This is a genomic window from Nocardia terpenica, assembly GCF_013186535.1.
In the GTDB taxonomy this organism is placed as follows: Bacteria; Actinomycetota; Actinomycetes; order Mycobacteriales; family Mycobacteriaceae; genus Nocardia; species Nocardia terpenica.
Map to the genome: position 1 here is coordinate 1,183,405 of NZ_JABMCZ010000003.1, position 22,895 is coordinate 1,206,299.

The 22,895-nt window shown below is 69.9% G+C and carries 16 protein-coding genes; 10 read left to right on the forward strand and 6 right to left on the reverse strand.

The window, feature by feature from the left end; all coding sequences use genetic code 11:
* The first annotated feature begins 29 nt into the window (after positions 1 to 29).
* Together HPY32_RS45785 and HPY32_RS27115 are read left to right on the forward strand one after the other, a co-directional pair.
* A complete protein-coding gene (locus tag HPY32_RS45785) occupies positions 30 to 515 on the forward strand; it encodes an MTB12 C-terminal domain-containing protein (RefSeq protein ID WP_067576965.1) in 486 nt (161 codons plus the stop codon).
* A gap of 7 nt (positions 516 to 522) precedes the next feature.
* The gene (locus tag HPY32_RS27115) at positions 523 to 2,094 is read left to right on the forward strand and encodes an MFS transporter (protein ID WP_067576967.1); all 1,572 of its coding nucleotides are present in this window, start codon (positions 523 to 525) and stop codon (positions 2,092 to 2,094) included.
* Here HPY32_RS27115 and HPY32_RS27120 read toward each other — a convergent pair.
* Entirely contained in the window at positions 2,076 to 2,726 is a 651-nt protein-coding gene (locus tag HPY32_RS27120; protein WP_067576969.1) for a TetR/AcrR family transcriptional regulator, read from the reverse strand. The genes HPY32_RS27115 and HPY32_RS27120 overlap by 19 nt on opposite strands.
* A 69-nt stretch (positions 2,727 to 2,795) precedes the next feature.
* Here HPY32_RS27120 and HPY32_RS27125 point away from each other — a divergent pair, with 69 nt between their 5' ends.
* The 4 genes from HPY32_RS27125 (at position 2,796) to HPY32_RS27140 (ending at position 8,015) form a co-directional block, all read left to right on the forward strand.
* A complete protein-coding gene (locus HPY32_RS27125; protein WP_067576971.1) occupies positions 2,796 to 4,346 on the forward strand; it encodes a flavin-containing monooxygenase in 1,551 nt (516 codons plus the stop codon).
* Positions 4,343 to 5,173 carry an SDR family NAD(P)-dependent oxidoreductase gene (locus HPY32_RS27130; protein ID WP_067576972.1) on the forward strand — a complete coding sequence of 277 codons (831 nt, stop codon included), beginning with the start codon at positions 4,343 to 4,345 and terminating at the stop codon, positions 5,171 to 5,173. The genes HPY32_RS27125 and HPY32_RS27130 overlap by 4 nt, the downstream gene beginning before the upstream one ends.
* A gap of 16 nt (positions 5,174 to 5,189) precedes the next feature.
* Positions 5,190 to 6,104: an alpha/beta hydrolase gene (locus HPY32_RS27135; protein ID WP_067576974.1), complete on the forward strand. Its 915-nt coding sequence runs from the start codon at positions 5,190 to 5,192 to the stop codon at positions 6,102 to 6,104.
* Positions 6,105 to 6,224: 120 nt separating this feature from the next.
* A complete protein-coding gene (locus tag HPY32_RS27140; protein ID WP_067576976.1) occupies positions 6,225 to 8,015 on the forward strand; it encodes an AMP-dependent synthetase/ligase in 1,791 nt (596 codons plus the stop codon).
* A gap of 79 nt (positions 8,016 to 8,094) precedes the next feature.
* On the opposite strand, the gene HPY32_RS46260 is transcribed toward HPY32_RS27140, so the two are convergent.
* Positions 8,095 to 9,036, reverse strand: coding sequence for an IclR family transcriptional regulator (locus HPY32_RS46260; RefSeq protein ID WP_309247548.1), 942 nt, complete (start codon positions 9,034 to 9,036; stop codon positions 8,095 to 8,097).
* A 149-nt stretch (positions 9,037 to 9,185) separates the two neighbouring features.
* On the opposite strand from HPY32_RS46260, the gene dhaK reads away from it, so the two are divergent.
* The 3 genes from dhaK (at position 9,186) to ptsP (ending at position 13,395) form a co-directional block, all read left to right on the forward strand.
* Positions 9,186 to 10,187 carry a dihydroxyacetone kinase subunit DhaK gene (gene dhaK / locus HPY32_RS27150; protein WP_067576980.1) on the forward strand — a complete coding sequence of 334 codons (1,002 nt, stop codon included), beginning with the start codon at positions 9,186 to 9,188 and terminating at the stop codon, positions 10,185 to 10,187.
* A gap of 1 nt (position 10,188) precedes the next feature.
* Positions 10,189 to 10,800 carry a dihydroxyacetone kinase subunit DhaL gene (dhaL, locus tag HPY32_RS27155; protein ID WP_067576982.1) on the forward strand — a complete coding sequence of 204 codons (612 nt, stop codon included), beginning with the start codon at positions 10,189 to 10,191 and terminating at the stop codon, positions 10,798 to 10,800.
* 84 nt (positions 10,801 to 10,884) lie between these two features.
* Positions 10,885 to 13,395 carry a phosphoenolpyruvate--protein phosphotransferase gene (ptsP, locus tag HPY32_RS27160; protein WP_067576984.1) on the forward strand — a complete coding sequence of 837 codons (2,511 nt, stop codon included), beginning with the start codon at positions 10,885 to 10,887 and terminating at the stop codon, positions 13,393 to 13,395.
* Here the strand turns inward: ptsP and HPY32_RS27165 are convergent.
* Positions 13,392 to 14,555: a S1C family serine protease gene (locus HPY32_RS27165; protein WP_231951254.1), complete on the reverse strand. Its 1,164-nt coding sequence runs from the start codon at positions 14,553 to 14,555 to the stop codon at positions 13,392 to 13,394. The genes ptsP and HPY32_RS27165 overlap by 4 nt on opposite strands.
* Before the next feature lie 221 nt (positions 14,556 to 14,776).
* Between HPY32_RS27165 and HPY32_RS27170 the strand changes: the two genes are divergently transcribed.
* The gene (locus tag HPY32_RS27170) at positions 14,777 to 16,321 is read left to right on the forward strand and encodes a molybdopterin-dependent oxidoreductase (RefSeq protein ID WP_067576986.1); all 1,545 of its coding nucleotides are present in this window, start codon (positions 14,777 to 14,779) and stop codon (positions 16,319 to 16,321) included.
* 313 nt (positions 16,322 to 16,634) lie between these two features.
* On the opposite strand, the gene HPY32_RS27175 is transcribed toward HPY32_RS27170, so the two are convergent.
* From HPY32_RS27175 to HPY32_RS27185, 3 genes are all read right to left on the reverse strand, one after another.
* Positions 16,635 to 18,119 (reverse strand): DHA2 family efflux MFS transporter permease subunit, encoded by a 1,485-nt coding sequence (locus HPY32_RS27175; protein WP_067576988.1) that lies wholly within the window; start codon positions 18,117 to 18,119, stop codon positions 16,635 to 16,637.
* Between the two features lie 4 nt (positions 18,120 to 18,123).
* Positions 18,124 to 18,822 carry a PadR family transcriptional regulator gene (locus tag HPY32_RS27180; protein WP_067576990.1) on the reverse strand — a complete coding sequence of 233 codons (699 nt, stop codon included), beginning with the start codon at positions 18,820 to 18,822 and terminating at the stop codon, positions 18,124 to 18,126.
* Between the two features lie 192 nt (positions 18,823 to 19,014).
* A complete protein-coding gene (locus HPY32_RS27185) occupies positions 19,015 to 22,827 on the reverse strand; it encodes a multifunctional oxoglutarate decarboxylase/oxoglutarate dehydrogenase thiamine pyrophosphate-binding subunit/dihydrolipoyllysine-residue succinyltransferase subunit (RefSeq protein ID WP_171983070.1) in 3,813 nt (1,270 codons plus the stop codon).
* Between the last annotated feature and the right edge of the window lie 68 nt (positions 22,828 to 22,895).

Genomic DNA, 22,895 nt, shown 5'->3' on the forward strand with positions numbered 1-22,895 from the left:
CCGACCGGTCACCGCGAGGGAGGCTGGACATGTTCACGACGAAGGCACTCGTCACCTGCGCGTGCGCGACCCTGCTGGGAGCCACCGCGGCCTGCGGCGGCGGATCGAGTCACGGCCCCGCATCCTCCACCACCACCGGCGCACCCACCGTCACCCAGGCCGTCACCGACACCTTTCAGCGCTTCTTCGACGGCGCCACCGACGCCGACCAGAAGATCGCGCTGCTGGAGAACGGCCAGGCATTCGCCGCCACCATCAAGGCCCAGGCCGGTTCGCCGATGGCCAAGAGCACCACGGCCACGGTCTCCACCGTGGCCAGCACCGGCACCGACCACGCCGATGTCACCTACACGATCCTGTTCGACGGCAAACCCGCGCTGGCCGACCAGCAGGGTTCGGCGATCCGCCTCGGCGGCACGTGGAAGGTCACCGCCGCCACGTTCTGCGCCCTGCTGACCCTGGAGGGCAACCCGCCTCCCGTCTGCGCCGCGCCGACGCCGGGCCCCACCCCCTGAGGTACCCATGACGACATCCAGCGCGCCGAAATCCGCTGCGGCGCGGCCGAAGATCGCGCTCGCCACGGTCACCGCGGTCCTGTTCGTGACCTTCCTGGACACCACCATCGTCAGCGTCACCCTCGGCAATATCCAGTCCGACATCCACGCCGGGGTGGTGTCGCTGCAGTGGGTGGTCAACGCCTACACCCTGGTGTTCGCGAGCCTGATGCTGACCGCCGGATCGCTCGGCGACCGCTGGGGCCGCAAGAAGGTGATGGTCGGCGGGTTGGTCATTTTCTGTGCGGGATCGGTGTTCTCGGCTCTGGCGTCGAGCGTCTCGCTGCTCATCGCCGGGCGCGGGGTGATGGGTCTGGGCGCCGCCGCCTCCGAACCGGGCACGCTGTCGGTGATCCGGCACATCTTCCCCGACCGCGGCCTGCGTGCGCGGGCGCTGGGCGCCTGGGCGGCCGTCTCGGGTCTGGCGCTGGCGCTGGGCCCGGTGATCGGCGGCCTGCTGGTGGGCGCGTTCGGCTGGCGCTCGGTGTTCTGGTTCAACCTCGCGGTCGGCGCGGTGGTGCTGGCCGCCGCGCTGCGGTACGTGCCCGAGAGCGCCGACCCGCAGCCCGGACCCGTCGACCTGCCCGGATTCGTGCTCGGCGCAACGTTTCTCGGCTGCGTGATCTACGCGGGCATCTCCGGGGAGGACGTCGGCTACGGCGCGACGTCGGTGGTGACGCTGTTCGTGATCGGCGGCGTGGCCTTCCTCGGCTTCGTCGTCGCCGAGATGCGCGCGGTCAATCCGATGTTCGACTTCCGTTATCTGCGAAGGCCGATGGTGCGCAGCGCGCTGATCGTGGCGTTCGCCGTCTACTTCGGCATCTTCTCGATCTTCTTCTTCACCGCGCTGTATCTGCAAGAGGTGGTGAACTATTCGGGCTGGCGCACCGCCGCGGTCTTCGCGCCGATGGCCGCCGCGATCATCGTGGGCTCGCTGTTCTCCGGCGGCTGGGTGGCGGTGCGCGGCTCGCGCACCCCGATGATCACCGGCTGCCTGATCGGCGCGGCCGGTATCCTGCTGACCCGCCAATTCCTGGGCGTCACCGTGGATTTCGCGCCGCTGGCGCTGTCGCTGACCGTCGCCGGGCTCGGGTTCGGCATCGCCGTGGTGCCGCTGACCTCCGCCGTGCTGACCGGGGTGCCCGCCGCACATTCCGGCATGGCCGCCGCCGCGACCAACACCATGCGCCAGGTCGGCGCGGTGGTCGGGGTGGCCGCGCTCGGCGGGCTGGTCAACTCGTTCCTCAACTCCGATCTGGTGGATCGGCTGAACCAGCTGCAGATTCCGGCCAACTTCCAGTCCGTCGTCATCGGCGCCATCGAGACCGGGAACGTGCCCGCCGGCGGCGATCCCGCCGCCGCGGCCGCCTACGGCCCGATCGTGAACCAGGTCATCACCGCCACCTACGCCGCATTCCACCGCGGACTCGATGTGGCACTGCTGGTTTCGGGCGTCATGATCCTGGTGGCGGCCGTCGTCACCGCGAGCGCCACCCTGTTCCGGGCGGGTGACCGCTCCGGCTACGAGTACCGGGCCTGATCCCCGGCGTGCAGTGCGGCGGACAGCAGCGGGTTGCGGGCCAGCGCGGGCAGCGATTCGACGAGCAGGCCGATGAGCTGGTCGCGGGTGATGGTCTCCTCGCGCAGCCAGCTCAGGGTCGTCTCCTCGGCGAAGGCGATCCAGCCGCGCACCGCCAGGCGCAGCCGCGGCCGGTCCGGATCGTCCGGCGACACGGGGGCCTCGGCGAGGATGCGGTCGACGATGGCGTAGCGGGTCGCGTCCACCAGGGTCACCAGCTCCGGGCGGGTGCTGGCCGGGCCGCGCAGCAGGGCCAGGTAGGAGGTGCGGTTGTCGCTGACGTAGCGGACGTAGCGGTCGACCGCGTCGCGCAGCATGTCCGGCAGCGACAGGCTGCGATCGGGCATGGTCCGCGCCAGCAGCTCGGCGTTGGCGTGCCGCACGATGGCCAGCTGAAAGTCCTGCTTGCTGGTGAAGTAGTGGAACAGCAGGCCCCGCGAGATACCGGCCCGGGCGGCGATCTCGCCGACGGAGATGTCCTCGAGGGCGCGTTCGCGCAGCATCCGGGCGCCGAGCGTGATGAGTTGCTCCCGGCGTTCGGCCGGGCTCAGCCGCACCCGCTTGGCGTTGCCGCCGGTCCGTTCACCACCCACGGCATCCAGCCTACTGAACACGAGTCAATATTGTTGACTCGTGTTCAGTAGATCTCTAGGCTCGGATATATGAGTCGCAAGGTTACAGACAAAGCCGTCGGCGACCCGTCCGCCCGTCACGTGCACATCCTGATCGTCGGCAGCGGATTCTCCGGGCTGGGCCTGGCCATCCGGCTCCGCCGGGACGGCCGGGACGACTTCCTGGTGCTCGAGCGCGGCGGTGACGTCGGCGGCACCTGGCGCGACAACACCTACCCGGGCGCGGCCTGCGATGTGCCGTCCCAGCTGTACTCGTATTCCTTTGCGCCGAACCCGAACTGGTCGCGGTCGTTCTCCCGGCAGCCCGAAATCCAGCGCTACATCCAGGATGTCGCCGATCGCTACCGGGTGCGCGACAAGCACCTGTTCGACTGCGATATGACCGACGCCCGCTGGAACGCGCGGGACGCGCGATGGGAGGTGCGGACCACCAGGGGGGCGTTCACCGCCGACGTGCTGGTGTCCGCGGTCGGCGCGCTGTGCGAGCCGAATCTGCCGGATATCAAGGGCATCAACGACTTCCGGGGCGAGATCTTCCACTCCGCGCGCTGGGACCACGACGCCGACCTGACCGGCAAGCGGATCGCGGTGATCGGCACCGGCGCCTCGGCCATCCAGATCGTGCCGTCCATCGCGCCCGCGGTCGCCCACCTGGACGTCTACCAGCGCACCGCGCCGTGGCTGCTGCCGCGCCTGGACCGGCCCTACACCCTGCCCGAACGGCTCGCGTTCAAGTATCTGCCCGGCATGCAACGCCTTTCGCGCGCCGCCATCTACGCGGTCCGCGAGACCCAGGTGGTGGGCCTGGCCAAGTTCCCGCCCGCCATGCTGGCGCTGGAGGCGGTCGCGCGCGCCAAGCTGCGGTACGAGGTGCGCGATCCGGAGCTGCGCCGCAAGGTCACGCCGAACTTCCGCATCGGCTGCAAGCGCATGCTCATCTCCAACGACTACTACCCGGCGCTCGGCCGCGACAATGTCGACGTCGTCACCGACGGCATCCGGGAGATCCGGGCGCAGTCGATCGTCGCCGCCGACGGCGTGGAGCGCGAGGTGGACGCCATCGTGGTCGCCACCGGATTCCACGTCACCGACTCGCCGGTGTTCGACGCGATCACCGGGCGCGACGGCCGCACGCTCGCCGAGGTTTTCGACGAGTCGGGGCAGCAGGGCTACAAGGGCACCGCCGTCGCCAACTACCCCAATATGTTCTTCCTGCTCGGCCCGAACGTGGGCCTGGGCCACACCTCGATGGTGTACATGATCGAATCGCAGATCGCCTACATCGCCGACGCGATCGCCACCATGAGCGCGCGCGGACTGCGCACGGTCGAGGTGCGACGCGACGCCCAGGACGCGTTCAACCGCGACCTGCAGCGCAAGCTGACCGGCACGGTGTGGAGTACCGGCGGCTGCGCCAGCTGGTATCTGGACAAGCACGGCAACAACACCACGCTCTGGCCGGATTTCACCTTCCGCTTCCGTAGGATGCTCGAATCCTTCGACCTCGCGGCGTACGACACGACCGCGGCAACCCATGGCGCCGAGGCCCGGCCCGATCTGAAAGTGGTGGGAGCACAGTGAGCAACGATGCTTACTTCACCGGAAAAGTCTGCGTGATCACCGGCGCGGGGTCCGGCATCGGCCGGGCCCTGGCGGAGAATCTGGCCCGCCGGGGCGCGAAACTCGCACTGTCCGATGTCGATACCGAGGGGCTGGCCGAAACCGTCCGGCGCTGTACGGCATTGGGCGCCGACGTCAAATCCGACCGGCTCGACGTGGCCGAGCGGGAGGCGGTGCTGCTGTACGCCGACGCGGTCCGCAAGCACTTCGGCGTCGTGCACCAGATCTACAACAACGCCGGAATCGCCTTCCACGGCGAGGTGATCGACTCCCAGTTCAAGGACATCGAGCGCATCATGGATGTCGACTTCTGGGGAGTCGTCAACGGCACCAAGGCGTTCCTGCCGCATCTGATCGAATCCGGTTCCGGACACGTGGTCAATGTGTCGAGCCTGTTCGGGCTCATCGCGGTGCCGGGGCAGAGCGCCTACAACGCGGCCAAGTTCGCGGTGCGTGGTTTCACCGAGTCGCTGCGCCAGGAGATGCTGGCCCGCAAGCATCCGGTCAAGGTCACCTGCGTGCACCCCGGCGGGATCAAGACCGCGGTCGCCCGCAACGCCACCTACGCCGAGGGACTCGACGCCGCCAAGCTGGCCTCGTTCTTCGACCGGCAGCTCGCGATGCACTCGCCGGAGATGGCCGCGCAGACCATCACCGAGGGCGTGCGCAAGGGCCACGGCCGGGTGCTGATCGGCTGGGAGGCCAAGGCGCTGGACCTGTTCGTCCGCACCACCGCCTCCTACTACCAGCGCCTCGCGCTCGTGGTGAACCGCCGCCTGTTCCCCTGATCGCGAAAGACCCGTCATGGCTGCCATTTCCGTGCCGCTGCCGGTCGCGCGGCTGATCCTGCATCCGATCTTCCGCTACACCATGCACCACCGGCTGTCGTGGCAGGCGCAGCGCGCGCTGCTGGAGGCCGCCGCGGTCGCCCAGCTGGCGCCCCGGGACGCCCGGGTGCGGCGAATGCGGCTGGGCGGGCGCCCGGCCGAGCGGGTGAGCGCCGCGAATGCCGCCGATCCCGGTGCGGTGCTGTATCTGCACGGCGGCGGGTACACGGTGTGCTCGCCCGGCACGCACCGCGCGCTGACCGGCCTGCTGGCCCGCGCGCTCGGCCGCCCGGTCTACGTCCCGGACTACCGGCTCGCCCCCGAGCACCCGTTCCCCGCCGCCCTCGACGACGCCGAGGCGGCGTTCCTGGAGCTGGTCGCCACCGGGCTGGCACCGGAAACGATTGCGGTATCCGGCGATTCGGCGGGCGGCGGGCTGTCGCTCGCGCTGGCCGAGCGGCTGCGCGACCGGCACGGAATCCGGCCCGCCGCACTGGGTTTGATCGCGCCCTGGGCCGATCCGAACGAAATCCCGGGCCGGGCGCGGGATCTGGTGATCAGCAGGCCGTGGTCGCGCGCCTGCGCCGCCGCCTACCTCGGCGACGGCGACGGCCTGGACCCCGGCTACGCGCCGCTGCTGGGCGACCTGCGCGGCCTGCCGCCGACATACGTGCAGGTCGACGCGGACGAACTGCTCCACGACCAGTGCACCCGGCTGGTCGCGGCGCTGCGCGCGGCGCAGGTCCCGACGCGCTTCTCGGTGACGCACGGGCTCTGGCATGTCGCCCAGTTGCAGGCGGGGTTGGTCGCACCCGCCGCGGCGGCTGTGCGCGAGCTGGCGGACTTCCTCGCCGCAGCCCTCCAACCAGCGCAAACGCGGACCATACGATAGGTTGCGGGGAATCGGCGGCGGGTGTGCGCCCACCCTCGCCGGCCAACCGGGCGGTCGAACGGAGGTTGCCGCCGTGGCTGGCGTAGATTACTGGCGAGTAGACCACGTGGAAGGGCAGCGATGCGAGAGTTCGAAGTCCCGGCTACCTACACCATTCCCGCGGACGCCAACATGTCCGACGGCGCCTTCCGGCATGCCGAGCGCACGCCCGGCCTGGTGGTGTTCAACAAGCCGGACGGCAAGGGTGGTTGGCTCGACGTCACGGCTGTCGAGTTCGCGAGAGCCGTCACCGACGTGGCCAAGGGCCTGATCGCCGCCGGTATCCAGCTCGGCGATCGCGTGGGCATCCTGGCCGCCACCCAGTACGAGTGGGTGGTCCTCGACTTCGCCATCTGGGCCGCGGGCGGCTGCACCGTGGCCATCTACGACAGCTCCTCCGCCGAGCAGGCCCGCTGGATCCTGGAGGATTCCGCGACCCGGCTGCTCGTCGTCGAGAACGCGAAACACCGTGCCACCATTGCCGAGATCGAGGGCGGGTTGCCCGAGCTGTCGGAGACCCTGGTGCTGGCCGACGGCGCGGTCGACGCGCTGATCCGGCGCGGCGCCGAACTCGACGATCAGGTCGTGCACGACCGGCGCGCGCAGGTGAAGGTCTCCTCGCCCGCGACGCTCATCTACACCTCGGGCACCACCGGTCGGCCCAAGGGCGTCATGCTCTCGCATTCCAATCTCTACGCCGAGTCGGCGGCCTGCCGGTCGGCCATGCCGCAGTTCCTCAAGCCCGGCCACCGGTCGCTGCTGTTTTTGCCGCTGGCGCACGTGTTCGCCCGCGCGGTGGCGCTGGCCGCCTTCGATGCGGGCGTGACCGTGGCGCACACCGCCGACTGGTCCACGCTGGTCGAGCAGTTCGGCCGGTACAAGCCCGATTTCATCCTGTCGGTGCCGCGGGTGTTCGAGAAGGTGTTCAACGCCGCCAAGCAGAAGGCGCACGACGACGGCAAGGGCCGGATCTTCGACTACGCCGCCGATGTCGCCGTCTCCTACAGCGAGGCGGTGCAGGCCGGGGGCGCGGGGCTGCTGCTGCGGGTGCAGCACGCGCTGTTCGACCGGCTGGTGTACGGGCGGCTGCGCGACGCGATGGGTGGGCGGTGCCTGTCGGCGGTCTCCGGCGGCGGTCCGCTGGGCGCGCGGCTGGGGCACTTCTTCCGCGGCGCGGGCGTCACCATCTACGAGGGCTACGGTCTCACCGAGTCCACGGCCGCCATCTCGGTGAACACGCCCTCGCACATCAAGATCGGATCGGTCGGGCAGCCGCTGCCCGGGCACGCGGTCAAGATCGCCGACGACGGTGAGTTGCTGTTGCGCGGCGGGGTCGTCTTCGCCGGGTACTGGAAGAATCCCACGGCGTCCGAGGACGCCTTCGTCGACGGCTGGTTCAAGACCGGCGACCTGGGCGCGCTCGACGACGAGGGCTTCATCACCATCACCGGGCGCAAGAAGGAGATCATCGTCACCGCGGGCGGCAAGAACGTCTCCCCGGCCGTGCTCGAGGACTCGCTGCGGGCGTACCCGCTGATCAGCCAGGTCATGGTGGTCGGCGACGGCAAGCCGTTCATCGCCGCGCTGGTCACCCTCGACCCGGAGGCGCTGCCCGCCTGGAAGGAGCGCCACGACCTCCCGGCCGACCTGCCCGTCGAAAAGCTGATCGAGCTGCCCGACCTGGTGGCCGAGATCGACGCCGCGGTCGCGGAGACCAACAAGCTGGTCTCGCACGCCGAGTCCATCAAGAAGGTCCGCATCCTCCCGGTCGACTGGACCCAGGACAGCGGCGAACTGACCCCGAAGCTGTCGCTCAAGCGCAATGTGGTGATGAAGAACTACGCGGCGGACGTGGAGGCTATTTACAGCTGAGGGGGTGAGATTCCGGCCAAAAGCGTGCCATGATCCCGGCCAAAAGCGTGCCGGGATCATGGTCGGTCGGGTGCCGGGATCATGGTCGGTCGGGTGGGACGGGCCAGCGGGGCGAGCCCAGCTCGCGCGAAATCGTGCGGGCCGCAGTGCGAACCGCATCGACGGTGGCATCCGGTGCGGGCCAGTCGGCGGTAGGCAGAACCACGCCGACCGCCCCCACCACGGCCCCCGTCCGATCGAAAATCGCTCCGGCAATACAGGATTCACCCAGGACGGCCTCGTCACGCTCGGTGGCGAGTCCGGATTCGCCTACCGCGGTGAGATGTTCGGCCAGCGCCTCCCGAGACGTAATGGTCTCACCGGTCATACTGCGCAGGCCCTCCCCGCTTCCCCCGCTGTTCCTGGCGTCGCTTCCCCCGCTGTTCCTGGCGTCGCTTCCCCCGCTGTTCCTGGCGTCGCTTCCCCCGCTGTTCCTGGCGTCGCTTCCCCCGCTGTTCCTGGCGTCGCTTCCCCCGCTGTTCCTGGCGTCGCTTCCCCCGCTGTTCCCGGCCTCGTTACCCCCGCTGTTCCCGGCATGCTTTTGGCCGGGAACAAACGCCAGCATCGCCTTCCCCAAAGCGCTTGCGTGCGCGGGGATCTCGATGCCCACCTCCGGCATCTGCCGACTTCCGTCGGGCCGCGGCTCGTGGTGGATGATCACCACGTCGTCGCCGAACAGCACGCCGACCCGTACCGCCAGCCCGGTGCGGCGGGCCAGCTCGTGTGCCCAGGTCAGTGCCCGGGATCGCAGCTCCAGGGTGTCCAGGTACACGTTGCCCAGCCGCAGCACCGCCGGGCCCAGCTGATAGCGCCCGCCGCCGTGCTCCTGCACCACCACCCCGTGCACGGCCAGCGTGCGGACGATGCCGTGCACGGTGGTCGGCGGCAACCCCAGCTCGGCCGCCAGCTCCGACAGCGTCAGGCGGCGCGCGCCCTGCAGCGCGAACAGGATCCGGACGGCCCGGTCGACGGACTGGATCACGCGTCCTCCCGTGTCCCGGCCGGATTTCCGCCCGGGTCTTGTGACCTATGCAACACGTGCGTATTCTACGAACATTATTCGACATTATCGAATGTAATTCGAAATCAACGTGGGTAGCGGGCGACGCGGCTGCCCGGCAGGAGTTTTCGATGAAGAAGCTGATCAACGATCCGGCCGACGTGGTGGGCGAGGCGCTGGCCGGGATGGCCGGTGCGCATCCGGAGCTACGGGTCGACGTGCCGAACCGGCTCGTGCTGCGCGCCGACGCGCCGGTGCCCGGCAAGGTGGGCCTGGTGTCGGGCGGCGGGTCCGGGCACGAGCCGCTGCACGGCGGGTTCGTGGGGCTCGGGATGCTCGACGCCGCCTGTGCCGGTGAGGTTTTCACCTCGCCGGTGCCGGATCAGATCCTGGCCGCGACCACCGCCGTCGACGCGGGCGCGGGGGTGCTGCACCTGGTCAAGAACTACTCCGGCGACGTGATGAATTTCGAGATGGCCGCCGAGCTGGCCGCCGCCGAGGGCGGGCCCGAGGTCGCCGCCGTGGTGGTGAACGACGATGTGGCGGTGCAGGACAGCCTGTACACCGCCGGGCGGCGCGGCGTGGGCGCCACCGTCCTCGTCGAGAAGATCGCGGGGGCCGCGGCCGAGCAGGGGCGGCCGCTCGCCGCGGTGGCCGAGGTGGCCCGGTTGGTGAACGAGCGCTCGCGCAGCATGGGCGTGGCGCTCACCTCGTGCACGGTGCCCGCCGCCGGGAAGCCCACCTTCGAACTTGGCGAGTCGGAGATGGAGCTCGGCATCGGCATCCACGGCGAGCCGGGGCGGCGGCGCGTTCCGCTCGCGCCCGCCCGCGAGGTCGCCGAGATGCTGTCGGAGCCCATCCTGTCGGATCTGCCCTTCGCTCGGGGCGACAGCGTGATCTGCTTCGTCAACGGCATGGGCGGCACGCCGCTGCTGGAGCTGTACGTGATGTACAACGAGGTGGCCCGGATTCTGCGCGGGCACGGCATCGAGGTGGCCCGCTCGCTGGTCGGCCCGTACATCACCTCGCTCGAGATGGCGGGCTGCTCGGTGACATTGACCAGGGTCGACGACGACCTGCTGAACCTGTGGGACGCGCCGGTGCGCACACCGGCCCTGCGCTGGGGAGTGTGAGATGACAACCCTCGATCCCGTCCGCTGGCTGCGCGAATTCGCCGCCCTGATCGACGCGAACGCCGCCGCCCTCACCGAACTCGACTCCGCGATCGGCGACGCCGACCACGGCAGCAATATGCGCCGCGGCACCGCGGCGGTCGTCGCCGCCCTCGACGAGTCCGCCCCCGCCGAGACGCTGAAACAGGCCGGTATGACGCTGATCCGGTCGGTGGGCGGGGCCAGCGGCCCGCTCTACGGCACCTTCTTCCTCCGTTTCGCCGCGGCGGTCGGTGCGGGCGAACTGGACGCGGCGGTCTTCGCGAAGGGCTTCCGCGCGGGCCTGGACGGCGTTGTGGCCCGCGGCAAGGCCGAGCCCGGCGACAAGACCATGTTCGACGCCCTGGCCCCCGCCGCCACCGCACTCGACGAAAGCCTCGCCGCCGGAACCGATCTCCCCGCGGCCCTGACCGCCGCCCTCGCCGCCGCCGAGGCGGGCCGCGACGCCACCATCCCCCTGCAGGCCCGCAAGGGCCGCGCCGCCTTCCTGGGCGAGCGCAGCATCGGCCACCAGGACCCGGGCGCGACGAGCTCCGTACTGCTGGTCCGTGCGGCCCGCCAGGCCCTCGCATGAGCCCCGCGTCCGCGCACCGGCTCCTTGTCTTCCGGCGTGCTTTCGGCCGGAATCTCGGCCTCGGATCGACCAGCGGGAGCGCCCATGATCGGCATTGTCGTTGTCTCCCACAGTCATTCATTGGCACGGGCGGCCGTCACCCTGGCCGCCGAGATGGTGCACGGGCCGCAGGTGCGGATCGAGGTCGCGGCCGGGCTGGACGAGCACACCTTCGGGACCGATGCGGTCGCGGTGGCGGAGGCGATCGGTGCGGCCGATACGGGGGACGGGGTGCTCGTGCTCATGGACCTCGGCAGCGCCGTGCTGTCCGCCGAACTGGCCCTGGAGCTGATGGATTCCCCGCACGAGGTCCGGCTGTCCGCCGCGCCGATCATCGAGGGGTTGATCGCCGCGGCCGTCTCCGCCGCCGGAGGCGCGGATCTGGGCGAGGCCGCCGCCGAGGCGGAAAATGCCTTGCTCGGCAAGCGAACTCAACTCGGCGGGGAACAGGAGCGGGCCGCCGAGCCGCCTCCCGAGAGCAGTGGGGATCGAATCGCCGCCCACTTCGTGGTGACGAACCCGCACGGCCTGCACGCCCGCCCGGCCGCCCGCCTGGTAGCGGAACTGCGCGGCCTCGACGCCGAGGTCCGGATGCGAAACCGCACCACCGACTCCGCCCCCGTCTCCGGCCGCAGCCTCAGCCGAATCGCCGCCCTCGGAATCCTGGCCGGACACGAAGTCGACATCACCGCAACGGGTCCCGACGCATCGACCGCGGTAGACCGCGTGCTGGCACTGGCGGCTCGGGAATTCGACGAGGCCGGGGTGGGGGAGACCGCCGACCGTCTCGACGTAGCCGACTCGAGTTCCCGGCATGCTTTCGGCCGGGATCTCACCGAGGATTCCGGCCAAAAGCACGCCGGAATCACGAGTGTCGCGGCATCGCGAAGTGGGCCATTCCCCGCCTCCACAGGCATAGCAATAGGCCCGGCACGCCACCTGCATGCGGCCGAATTCGAACTACCCGAGCACCCTGCGGGCTCACCGGGGGAGGAGCAAGAGCGCCTCGACGGTGCTATAGCCCTGGCGCGGAAAGCGATTCGGGAGTCGAGTACCCGAGTGGGCGGTGCGGGAGGGGTCGCCGAGGCCGAGATCTTCCAGGCGCATCTGCTGCTGCTCGACGACGAGGATCTGCGGGAGGCCGTCCGGCGGCGAATCGCCGACGGGCAGGCCGGTGCAACCGCCTGGGCACACGAATGGAGCGCCGCCGCAACGGCATTGGAGCGGCTGCCCGATGAATACCAGCGCGCCCGGGCCGCCGATGTGCGGGCGGTGCGCGATCAGGTACTGGCCGCATTGCTCGGCGTCGACGCCGAAACCATCGATGGCTCCGGCATTCTCGTCGCCGCCGACCTGACCCCGGCGCAGGCGGCGAATCTGGACCCGGCCGTCGTCGCCGGAATCGTGCTGGCCCAGGGCAGCCCGACCGCGCACAGCGCGATCCTGGCCCGCACCCGCGGCATTCCCGCGGTGGTCGGCGCGGGCCCGGCGGTGCTCGACATTGCCGAGGGCGCCACCGTGGCCCTGGACGGGGCGACGGGACGGCTCGCCATCGATCCGGACCCGGCCGTCCTCGCCGAATTCACCACGCGCGCAGCCGAACAGCGCGAACGCGGCCGGGCCGCCGCGGCGGCCGCCCACGAACCGGCGGTGACCATGGACGGCGGCATCGTCCCGGTGGCGGCCAATGTGGGCAGCCTCGCCGACGCGACCGCGGCCGTGCGCGCCGGCGCCGACCTGTCCGGCCTGGTCCGCACCGAATTCCTGTTCCTGGGACGGGAACACGCGCCCTCGGTGGACGAGCAGGAGCAGACGTACCGGCAGCTCGCCGAGGCGTTCGGCGGCCGCCGCATCGTGCTGCGCACCCTCGACGTCGGCGGCGACAAACCGCTGCCGTACATCGCGCAGCCGCGGGAGGCCAATCCCTTTCTGGGACTGCGCGGTCTGCGACTCGCCCTGGCATACCCCGAGCTGCTGCGCGACCAGCTGCGCGCGATCGTCCGGGTCGCCGCCGATCACCCGGTGAGCGTCATGTTCCCGATGGTCACCACCGTGGACGAGGTGCGCGCGGCCCGCGGCATGCTGGAAGAGGTGCTACCGCACGGGGTTTCGCTGGATGTGGGCATCATGGTGGAGGTTCCCGCCGCCGCGGCCAAGACCACGGTCCTCGCCGAACACGTCGACTTCTTCAGCATCGGCACCAACGATCTGACCCAGTACGCGGCGGCCGTGGAGCGCGGCAACGACACCGTCGCCGCGCTGGCCGACCCGCTGGATCCGGGTGTGCTCCGCCTGATCGACCTGGTCTGCCGGGGCGCGGGCGCCACGCCGGTCGCGGTCTGCGGCGAACTCGCCGCCGATCCGCTGGCGATCCCGCTGCTGCTGGGCATGGGAGTCACCGAACTCAGCGTCGCCCCACCGGCCGTCGCCGCCACCAAGGCCGCCGTCCGCAACCTCGACCGAGCCCGCTGCTCCGCCCTGGCCGTCCGCGCCTTCGTCTGCGAATCGGCCACGGACGTACGAGCCCTGGTCCGCGCGGACCGACGACTCCCCTAGCCCACCGGCCCCTGCGCCAGCCGCACCTGATCGGACTGGCTCTGCCCCGACTGGTCGGCCCAGGTCACGGTGACCGTGTCGCCCGGGTGGTGCTGGTCCATGGTGTTGGTCAGCGTGGTGGCCGAATCCACCGAGGAATTGTCCACGCCGAGGATCGTGTCGCCGGGCGCCAGGCCGAGCTGTTCGGCCGGGCCGCCGCCGACGACATCGCGGACCAGCGCGCCGGATCCGTTGGTATCGCTGACCGTGACGCCGAGGAAGGCGGAGGGACCGATGTGCACGCGGTCGGAGGCCGTGCCCGACTGGATCTGCTTGGCGATCGTCTGCGCCGTGCCGATCGGAATGGCGAAGCCCTGGCCGCCGCCGGTGCCGAACCGGAAGCCCTGGGACGCGGCGGTATCCATGCCGACCACCTGACCGGCGTCGTTCACCAGCGGCCCGCCGGAATCGCCGGGCTGGATGTTCGCGGCGACCTGGATGAGCCCGGTCAGCTGCTCGGAGCTGCCCGAGGCCGAGTCGCTGGCGGAGATGGAGCGGTTCAGCGCGGTCACCCGCCCGGCCGCGGCGGTCGGGGTGCCCGTGCCCCCGGCATTGCCGACGCCGACGATCGCGTCGCCGACCGCCACCTTGCCCGAATCGCCGAGCGGCGCGGTCGTCAGCCCGGAGGCGCCGTTGAGGTGGATCACGGCGAGATCGTCGCGGCGGTCGTAGCCGAGCACGGAGGCCGAATAGGTCTTGCCGTTGCCCACATCGGTGACCGCGATCTTGGTGGCGCCCTCCACGACATGGTTGTTGGTGAGCACGTCACCGGAGGACGTGAGCACGATGCCCGTGCCCGCGCCCTCCAGGCCCTGTAATTGCTGCTGCGTGTTGATCAGCGCGATGCCCGGCACCACCTTCTTGGCGGCGGCGGTGAGGTCGGCGGGCATCGACTGCGAGGCGACGGGTTGCGCCACATTGCCGCGCTGCGCGAACGGTGCCGTGGCGGCCGGGCCGTTCACGCCGAGCCGGGCGGTCACCAGGCCGATGGTCACGGCCAGGGCGATCACGATCGCGGCGACCACGCCGAAGCTCAGGCCGTGCCGGGGCGGGCGGCCGCCGCCGGTCGGGCGGTACGGTCCCGATGGTTGTCCAGGCCAGTTCTGCTGATTGGGATACACGGGTCATCACGTCCTCGGTAGGTCAGAACACCTGACCTCAATTAAGCGCGCGAATACTGAGAAAGGGCTGGGGAGTTTCGGTGGAACCGCAACGTGCCCGCTGTCACAGCATGAGCCGTCGACGAACCCCGGATGCCCGTTTTCTGACGAATCCGTGACGGCACCCCGATCGGCTCTCTCGGAGTGGTCTTGGCGCTGGCCATCGGGGTTACGCTCGCGACATGACCGGATCGGGACTGCGGGCGTGGTGCGGCCTGGTATCGGCCGGGCTGGCGCTCGGCGTGGCGGAACTGGTCTCGGTGCCGATCGGGTCGGGCAGTTCGCCGCTGGGGGCGCTCGGCGGCACGGTGGTGGACCGGACCCCGGACCGCGTGCGGGAATGGGCGATCGGCGTCTTCGGCACCAATGACAAGCTGGTGCTGTTCGTCCTCATGGGCGCGGCCGCGGTGGCGATCGCCTGGTTCGCCGGGACCGTGGAGCGGGCGCGGCGCCCGCTCGGCTCCGCCCTGTTCGCCCTGCTCGGCGTGGTCTCGGTCGTCGCGGCGGTGAACCGGCCCGGCGCCTCGTGGACCTGGGCCGTTCCGTCGATTCTCGGTGTGGGACTGGCGATTGCCGCGCTGCGCTGGTTGATCGGGCGGGTGGCGGGAGAGGGCTCGTCGGTGCCGACCGCGTCCGCGGAGCGGGCCACGGGCGGGGAGTTGGATCGGCGGGCGGCGATCCGGGGCATTGTCGGGGTCGGAATTGTCGCGGCGGCAACGGGTTTGGCGGGACGGGTGCTCGGTGCGATGGTGCACAGCGTGTCGGCCGAGCGGGCCAGCGTGAAACTGCCGCGGCCCGTCAACTCGCTGCCGCCGATCGATCCGGCCGCGGATCTCCGGCTGCCCGGGCTCACCCCGTACCTCACCGCCAACAGCGATTTCTACCGGATCGATACCGCGCTGATCGTGCCGCAGGTCAGTGCGGATACCTGGTCGCTGCGCATTCACGGCATGGTCGATCGCGAAATCCGGCTGAACTACGCCGATCTCGCGCAGCGGCAGGCCGTGGAGCGGCTGGTGACGCTGACGTGCGTATCCAATCCGGTCGGCGGCGATCTCGTCGGTAATGCCCGCTGGCTGGGGTATCGGCTCGACGAACTGCTGGCCGCGGCCGGTCCGCATCCGGATGCCGATATGGTGCTGTCCCGCAGCGTGGACGGCTTCACCGCGGGCAGCCCGCTGGCCACGGTCATGGACGGGCGGGACGCCATGCTGGCCATCGGCATGAACGGCGAGCCGCTGCCCGTCGAGCACGGGTACCCGGCCCGGCTGGTGGTGCCCGGCCTGTACGGCTACGTCTCGGCGACCAAGTGGGTGACCGATATCGAGATCACCAGATTCGATCGCGCCCAGGCGTATTGGACCCGCCGCGGCTGGTCGGCCCGCGGCCCGATCAAGACCGGTACCCGCATCGACACCCCACACGACGGTGCCAAGGTCGCCGCCGGGCGGATCACCGTCGCGGGCGTCTCCTGGGCCCAGCACCGCGGCATCCGGGCCGTGGAGGTCCAGATCGACGGCGGCCCTTGGCAACCCACCCGCCTGGCCGCCGAGCCCTCCTTCGACACCTGGCGCCAGTGGGCCTTCGACTGGGACGCCCCCACCGGCCAGCACACCCTCCGCGCCCGCGCCACCGACGGCACCGGCCAACCCCAAACCGCCACCGTAGCCGACGTAATCCCCGACGGCGCATCGGGTTACCCGACGATCACCCTCCACGTCGGCTGACGTTCCCGGCCAAAAGCACGACGGGAGCAAGAGTGGAAGCGCGCCGGGAGCAAGAGTGGAAGCGCGCCGGGAGCAAGAGTGGAAGCGTGCCGGGAGCAAGAGTGGAAGCGTGCCGGGAGCAAGAGTGGAAGCGTGCCGGGAGCAAGAGCAGAAGCACGTCGGGAGCAAGAGTAGAAGCACGCCGGGGATAAGAGCAGGAGCGCGCTGGGAGCTAGAGCAGGAGCGCGCCGGGGGCAGGAGTGGAAGCGCGCCGGGATGGCTTGAGGGCATTCCCTTGATCCCGGCACGCTTTTGGCCGGGATCAAGGGGCCACTCAGTGGCCGATGTCGGCCGGGACCGGCGTGGGGGCTGGGGCCTTGTCGGTGGCGGCCTTTTTGCGCGGGCCCACGAACAAGGCGCATGCCACTACGCCGATCAGCAGGACCGCGGCCGGGAGGAACATCGACTGGCTCAGGGCCGTGCTGAACTTGTCCAGGACGAATGCGGGGATGTGGTGCATGCCCGCGCCGCCCTCGGACACCTTGGTGCCGCCCAGGCCCTGCGCCGCCATGCGGGCCGAGATGAGGGCGCTGATCGCGGCGCTACCGAGCACCGAGCCGATCTGGCGCATGGTGTTGTACACACCGGCCCCCGCCCCGGCCTGCGATACCGGGAGGTTGCGGGTGGCCGTGGATGCCAGCGGCGCCCAGATCCCGGAATTGGCGAAACCGGCCAGCGCACCGGCGGTAATGAACAGCGCGATCGAGCCGTCCGGCGTCATCTGCGTGAGAATCCAGAAGATCGACGCCGCGAACAGCGCGAAACCGATCGTCGGAATGACGCGCGGTGGCATCCGGTCGGAGATCTTGCCGACCACCGGCGCCGCGATGCCGGTGACGATGGCCATCGGCGCGAACACCAGCGCCGACTTGGTGGGCGAGAAGTCCCGCACCGCTTGCAGATAGAAGTAGGCGGGCACCATCAGCGAGGCCGTCGCCGCGCCCATGGCCGCGATGGCCAGGCTGGACAGCGAGAAGTTGCGGTCGCGGAACAGGCTCAGCGGCACCAGCGGCTCGGCGGTATTGCGGGCCTGATTCACCACGAACAGCCCCAGCACCACCAGACCGGCGATGATCATCGCCCAGATCCGGCCGTCCCAGTCGCGGGTATTGCCCTCCTGGATGCCGAACACCAGCCCGAACATGCCCACCGCCGACAGCGCCACCCCGACCACGTCGAACCGGTGCGAATGCGTCGGCAGCGACGGCACCAGCCAGACCGCCAGCACGAACGCGACGACGCCGATCGGCACGTTGATGTAGAAGATCCAGTTCCAGCCCCGCCAGTCGACCAGCACGCCGCCCAGGATCGGCCCGACGAGGGTGGCCAGGCCCGCGACACCGCCCCACAGGCCCATGGCCGCGCCGCGCCGGTCCGGCGGGAAGGTGCGGGTGATGACCGCCATGGTCTGCGGCGTCATCAGCGCCGCCCCCAGGCCCTGCACCGCACGCGCCGCGATCAGCATCTCGATACTGGTCGACATCGCACACCACAGCGAGGCGAGGGTGAAGACGGCCAGGCCGCCCAGGTAGATGTTCTTGGGGCCGAAGCGATCTCCGAGCCGCCCGGCGACCAGCAGCGGCACCGCGTAGGTGAGCAGGTAGGCGCTGGTCACCCAGATGACCTTGGTGATGTCGGTGTGCAGATCGGCCATGATCGCCGGATTGGCCACCGCGACGATCGTCATATCCAGCAGGATCATGAAGAAGCCGACGACCAGCGCGTACAGCGCCAGCCACGGATTGCGTTGTGTGGGCATGGTTCTACTTCCTGTCGGAACTCGCGGCCGGTGGGGACAGCCGGGGATCGATGGCGATATCGGCGGGCAGCGCGGCGCCCCAGTCGGCGCCGAGTTCGCCTGTGCTGGCGCCGATTCGGGTGCCGTCGGGAGCGAACTGTTCCCAGGGCAGGGTGCCGTCGCGCAGATCGGCGACGACGCCGCGCAGCCAGGACACCTCCGCCCGGATCTGGCCCGCGAGGTACTCGATGACCATCCAGTAGCGCCGCGGCACGGTGTTGCCGACGAGCCAGGCGTGCACGACGTCGATCTCGGCGATCTCGTTGTCCAGCAACCCGATGCGCTCGTGCAGCAGGGTGACGACCTCGTCCGCGGGCAGGTTGTGCGCCTCGGACATGGCCAGCGGGAACAGGGGATATTCGCGCACGGGGCGGCGGATGATCGCGGCGATGCGGGCGCGCAGCGCGGCGGTTCCGGCCTCGGTGCTGCGGTAGATGGTGCGTTCGGGCCGGTTGCCGGACCGGTCGGTGCCCTCGGCCTGCGCGAGTCCCTGCTCGGCGAGCTTGGCCACGGTGTGATACAGCGACCCGGGCCGGATCTTGACCAGGTAGTCCTCCCGGCGGCTCAGCAGCAACTGGTACATCTCGTACGGATGCATCGGCCGCTCGTCCAGCAGGGCTAGCACCGAGATTGCCAATGGCGTCAGTTCCACCTGCTTGACCATCGGTCGGCCACTCCCTTCCCGCTCGCCCGGCCCACGCTACGCGGGCCAGCGACATCTTCCGCAACAAATATTCCATGCCGAATATACGACGCGGAAGGGCGTGGCGGCAAGATCGGAAAACGACCGAGCCGGGCCGAATCGCTCGCGGGGAGCGGATTCGACCCGGCTCGGTGGCAGGGGTTACGCCATATTTCAGGCGGTCGGGCTGAACGCCTCCTGGACGATCTCGGCCTGCTCGACCGCGTGCACCTTGGTCGAACCCGAGGACGGGGCCGACATGGCGCGGCGCGAGATCCGGCGCAGCTTGCTGAACCGCTCCGGCAGGAAGTCGGGCAGGTTCAGGCCGAAGAACGGCCACGCGCCCTGGTTGGCCGGTTCTTCCTGCACCCACGCGATGTCGGTGGCGTTCGGGTAGGTGGCCAGCTTCTCGTTGAGGCGGTAGGTCGGGATCGGGTAGAGCTGCTCGATGCGCACGATGGCGACGTCGTCGCGGCCCTTCTTCTCCTTCTCCGCGGCCAGGTCGTAGTACAGCTTGCCGCTGGTCAGCAGGACCCGCTTGACCTTGGAGCGGTCGCCGTCGCCGCTCTCGTACATCGGCTCCTCGAGCACCGACCGGAACTTGTTGTCGGTGAAGTCCTCGATATTGGAGACCACGGCCTTGTTGCGCAGCATCGACTTCGGGGTGAAGACGATGAGCGGGCGGCGGATGCCGTCGAGCACGTGCCGGCGCAGCAGGTGGAAGTAGTTCGACGGGGTGGACGGAACCGCCACCGTCATCGAACCCTCCGCGCACAGCTGCAGGAACCGCTCGATGCGGCCGGAGGTGTGGTCCGGGCCCTGGCCCTCGTGACCGTGCGGCAGCAGCAGCACGACCTCCGACAGCTGGCCCCACTTGGCCTCACCCGAGGAGATGAACTCGTCGATGATCGACTGCGCGCCGTTGACGAAGTCGCCGAACTGCGCCTCCCACAGCACGAGTGCGTCCGGATTGCCCAGCGAGTAGCCGTATTCGAAGCCGACGGCGGCGTATTCGCTCAGCGCCGAGTCGTGCACGGCGAACCAGCCCGGGTTGGCACTGCCGATGTTGTGCAGCGGCGTGTACTCCGCGCCGGACTTGCGGTCGATGATCACCGAGTGCCGCTGGGTGAAGGTGCCGCGGCGGGAGTCCTGACCGGTCAGGCGCACCGCGCGGCCCTCGTCGATCAGCGTGCCGAAGGCCATCAGCTCGGCGAAGGCCCAGTCGACCTTGCCCTCGTAGGCCATCTCGCGGCGGCGCTCCAGCACCGGCTTGACGCGCGGATGCACGGTGAAGCCCTCGGGCACGTTGACGAACGCGTCGCCGATGCGCTGCAGCACCGACTTGTCGACGGCGGTGACGACCGTGCCGCCCACCGTCTGCTCGTCCTCGATCGACTCGCTCGGCTCCGGCGGGTACTTCTCCAGCTCGCGGACCTCGTTGAAGACGCGCTCCAGCTGACCCTGGTAGTCGCGCAGGGCGTCCTCGGCCTCTTTCATCGAGATGTCGCCGCGGCCGATCAGGGACTCGGTGTACGCCTTGCGGACGCTGCGCTTGGTGTCGATGACGTCGTACATGTACGGCTGGGTCATCGAGGGGTCGTCGCCCTCGTTGTGGCCGCGACGCCGGTAGCAGATCAGGTCGATCACGACGTCGCGGTGGAACCGCTGGCGGTAGTCGACCGCCAGGCGGGCCACCCACGCGCACGCCTCCGGGTCGTCCCCGTTGACGTGGAAGATCGGGGCCCCGATGAACTTCGCGATGTCGGTGGAGTACTCGGTGGAGCGGCTGTTCTCCGGCGCGGTGGTGAAGCCGATCTGGTTGTTCACCACGATGTGCACCGTGCCGCCCACGCGGTAGCCGCGCAGGCCGGACATGTTCAGCGTCTCGGCCACCACGCCCTGACCGGCGAAGGCCGCGTCACCGTGCAGCATCAGCGGCACGACGGAGAAGGTGCGCGCCTCCTCGCCCTTGGTGACCAGGTCCTCCTTGGTGAGCAGGTCCTGCTTGGCGCGGACCAGGCCCTCCAGCACCGGGTCGACGGCCTCCAGGTGCGAGGGGTTGGCGGTCAGCGACACCTCGATGTCGTTGTCGCCGAACATCTGGATGTAGGTGCCGTGCGCGCCGAGGTGGTACTTCACGTCGCCCGAGCCGTGCGTGGCGGCCGGGTTCATGTTGCCCTCGAACTCGGTGAAGATCTGCGAGTACGGCTTGCCGACGATATTGGCCAGCACGTTCAGCCGACCGCGGTGCGGCATGCCGATGACGACCTCGTCGAGGGCGTGCTCGGCGCACTGGTCGATGACGGCGTCCATCATCGGGATGACCGACTCGGCGCCCTCCAGCGAGAAGCGCTTCTGCCCAACGTACTTGGTCTGCAGGAAGGTCTCGAACGCCTCGGCCGCGTTCAGCCGCGACAGCACGTACTTCTGCTGCGCGACGGTCGCCTTCTCGTGCTTCTGCTCGACCCGCTCCTGAATCCACTGCAGCTGCTGGGGATCCAGAATGTGGGTGTACTCCACGCCGATGTGGCGGCAGTACGCGTCGCGCAGGATCGACAGCACGTCGCGCAGCTTCATGCGCTCCTTGCCGTGGAAGCCCGCGACGTTGAACTCGCGGTCCAGGTCCCACAGCGTCAGGCCGTGCTGGGTGACATCGAGATCCGGGTGGCTGCGGAACTTGTCCTTGACCAGCCGCAGCGGATCGGTGTCGGCCATCAGGTGGCCGCGGTTGCGGTAGGCGGCGATGAGCTCCTGCACGCGGACGCTCTTGTCGACGCCGCGCTCCTTGATGTCCTTGCGCCAGCGCACCGGCTCGTAGGGGACACCCATGCCGTGGAAGATCTCGTCGAAGAACTCGTCCGAGATCAGCAGCTGGTGGATGGTGCGCAGGAAGTCGCCGGACTCCGCGCCCTGGATGATGCGGTGGTCGTAGGTCGAGGTCAGCGTCATGAGCTTGCCGATGCCGATCTCGGCCAGCTGGTTGTCGCTCATGCCCTGGAACTCGGCCGGGTACTCCATCGCGCCCGCGCCGATAATGGCGCCCTGGCCCGACATCAGGCGCGGCACCGAGTGATTGGTGCCGATGGTGCCCGGGTTGGTCAGCGAGATGGTGACTCCGGCGAAGTCCTCGGTGGTGAGCTTGCCGTCGCGGGCGCGGCGGACGACGTCCTCGTAGGCGCTGTGGAACTGCGCGAAGCTCATGCTCTCGCAGTGCTTGATGGCGGCGACGGCCAGCGAGCGGCTGCCGTTCTTCCCGGGTAGGTCGATGGCCAGGCCCAGGTTGGTGTGCGCGGGGGTGACCGCGTTCGGCTTGCCGTCGATCTCGGCGTAGTGCCGGTTCATGTTCGGGAACGACTTGATCGCCTGCACGATGGCGTAGCCGAGCAGGTGGGTGAAGGAGATCTTGCCGCCGCGGGTGCGGGCGAGGTGGTTGTTGATGACCAGCCGGTTGTCGATCATCAGCTTCGCCGGGATGGCGCGCACGCTGGTCGCGGTCGGAATGGTCAGCGACGTCGACATGTTCTTGACGATCGCCGCGGCGGGCCCGCGCAGGATCTTGGCCTCGTCCTGGGCCTGCTCGACCTTCGGGGCGCCGGTCGTCGGCGCGGCGTTGGAGGCCGGGGCGGGGGTGGTTTGCGGAGTGCGTGCCTGCGGCGGCGCGGCGGCGGCCGACGCCGGGGCGGTCGCCCGCGCGGTCGGCGCGGCGACGGGCGCCGGAGCCGGGGCGGGCGCGGCGGGGGCGGTGCGGGTGGGGGCGGTCGGGGCCGGGGCCGGCGCGGTGGTCGCGGGCGCGGCAGAAACGGTCGGGGCGGCCGTGCTGTTACCCGTGTCACCCGGCGTCTCCGGGGTGTAGTCGGCCAGGAACTCGTGCCAGCTCTCATCGACGGACGAGGGGTCTTGCTTGTACTTCTGGTACATCTCGTCAACGAGCCACTGGTTCTGTCCGAACTGGGATGTTGAGCTGCTCACAGCAGGTGTTCGCCTCATTTCGTTCTTCGCGCTGCGACGTTTGTGACGTGCTCGGCACGGCTATCGGCATGACGCGCGCCGATGCG

Excerpts from the sequence above, each read along its gene's own strand:
- HPY32_RS27175 (WP_067576988.1), bottom strand. The coding sequence starts at position 18,119 with ATGCCCACACAACGCAATCCGTGGCTGGCGCTGTACGCGCTGGTCGTC.
- HPY32_RS27115 (WP_067576967.1), top strand. The coding sequence starts at position 523 with ATGACGACATCCAGCGCGCCGAAATCCGCTGCGGCGCGGCCGAAGATC.
- HPY32_RS27140 (WP_067576976.1), top strand. The coding sequence starts at position 6,225 with ATGCGAGAGTTCGAAGTCCCGGCTACCTACACCATTCCCGCGGACGCC.
- dhaK (WP_067576980.1), top strand. The coding sequence starts at position 9,186 with ATGAAGAAGCTGATCAACGATCCGGCCGACGTGGTGGGCGAGGCGCTG.
- ptsP (WP_067576984.1), top strand. The coding sequence starts at position 10,885 with ATGATCGGCATTGTCGTTGTCTCCCACAGTCATTCATTGGCACGGGCG.
- HPY32_RS27125 (WP_067576971.1), top strand. The coding sequence starts at position 2,796 with ATGAGTCGCAAGGTTACAGACAAAGCCGTCGGCGACCCGTCCGCCCGT.
- HPY32_RS45785 (WP_067576965.1), top strand. The coding sequence starts at position 30 with ATGTTCACGACGAAGGCACTCGTCACCTGCGCGTGCGCGACCCTGCTG.
- HPY32_RS27185 (WP_171983070.1), bottom strand. The coding sequence starts at position 22,827 with ATGAGGCGAACACCTGCTGTGAGCAGCTCAACATCCCAGTTCGGACAG.
- HPY32_RS27135 (WP_067576974.1), top strand. The coding sequence starts at position 5,190 with ATGGCTGCCATTTCCGTGCCGCTGCCGGTCGCGCGGCTGATCCTGCAT.
- HPY32_RS27170 (WP_067576986.1), top strand. The coding sequence starts at position 14,777 with ATGACCGGATCGGGACTGCGGGCGTGGTGCGGCCTGGTATCGGCCGGG.
- HPY32_RS27180 (WP_067576990.1), bottom strand. The coding sequence starts at position 18,822 with ATGGTCAAGCAGGTGGAACTGACGCCATTGGCAATCTCGGTGCTAGCC.
- dhaL (WP_067576982.1), top strand. The coding sequence starts at position 10,189 with ATGACAACCCTCGATCCCGTCCGCTGGCTGCGCGAATTCGCCGCCCTG.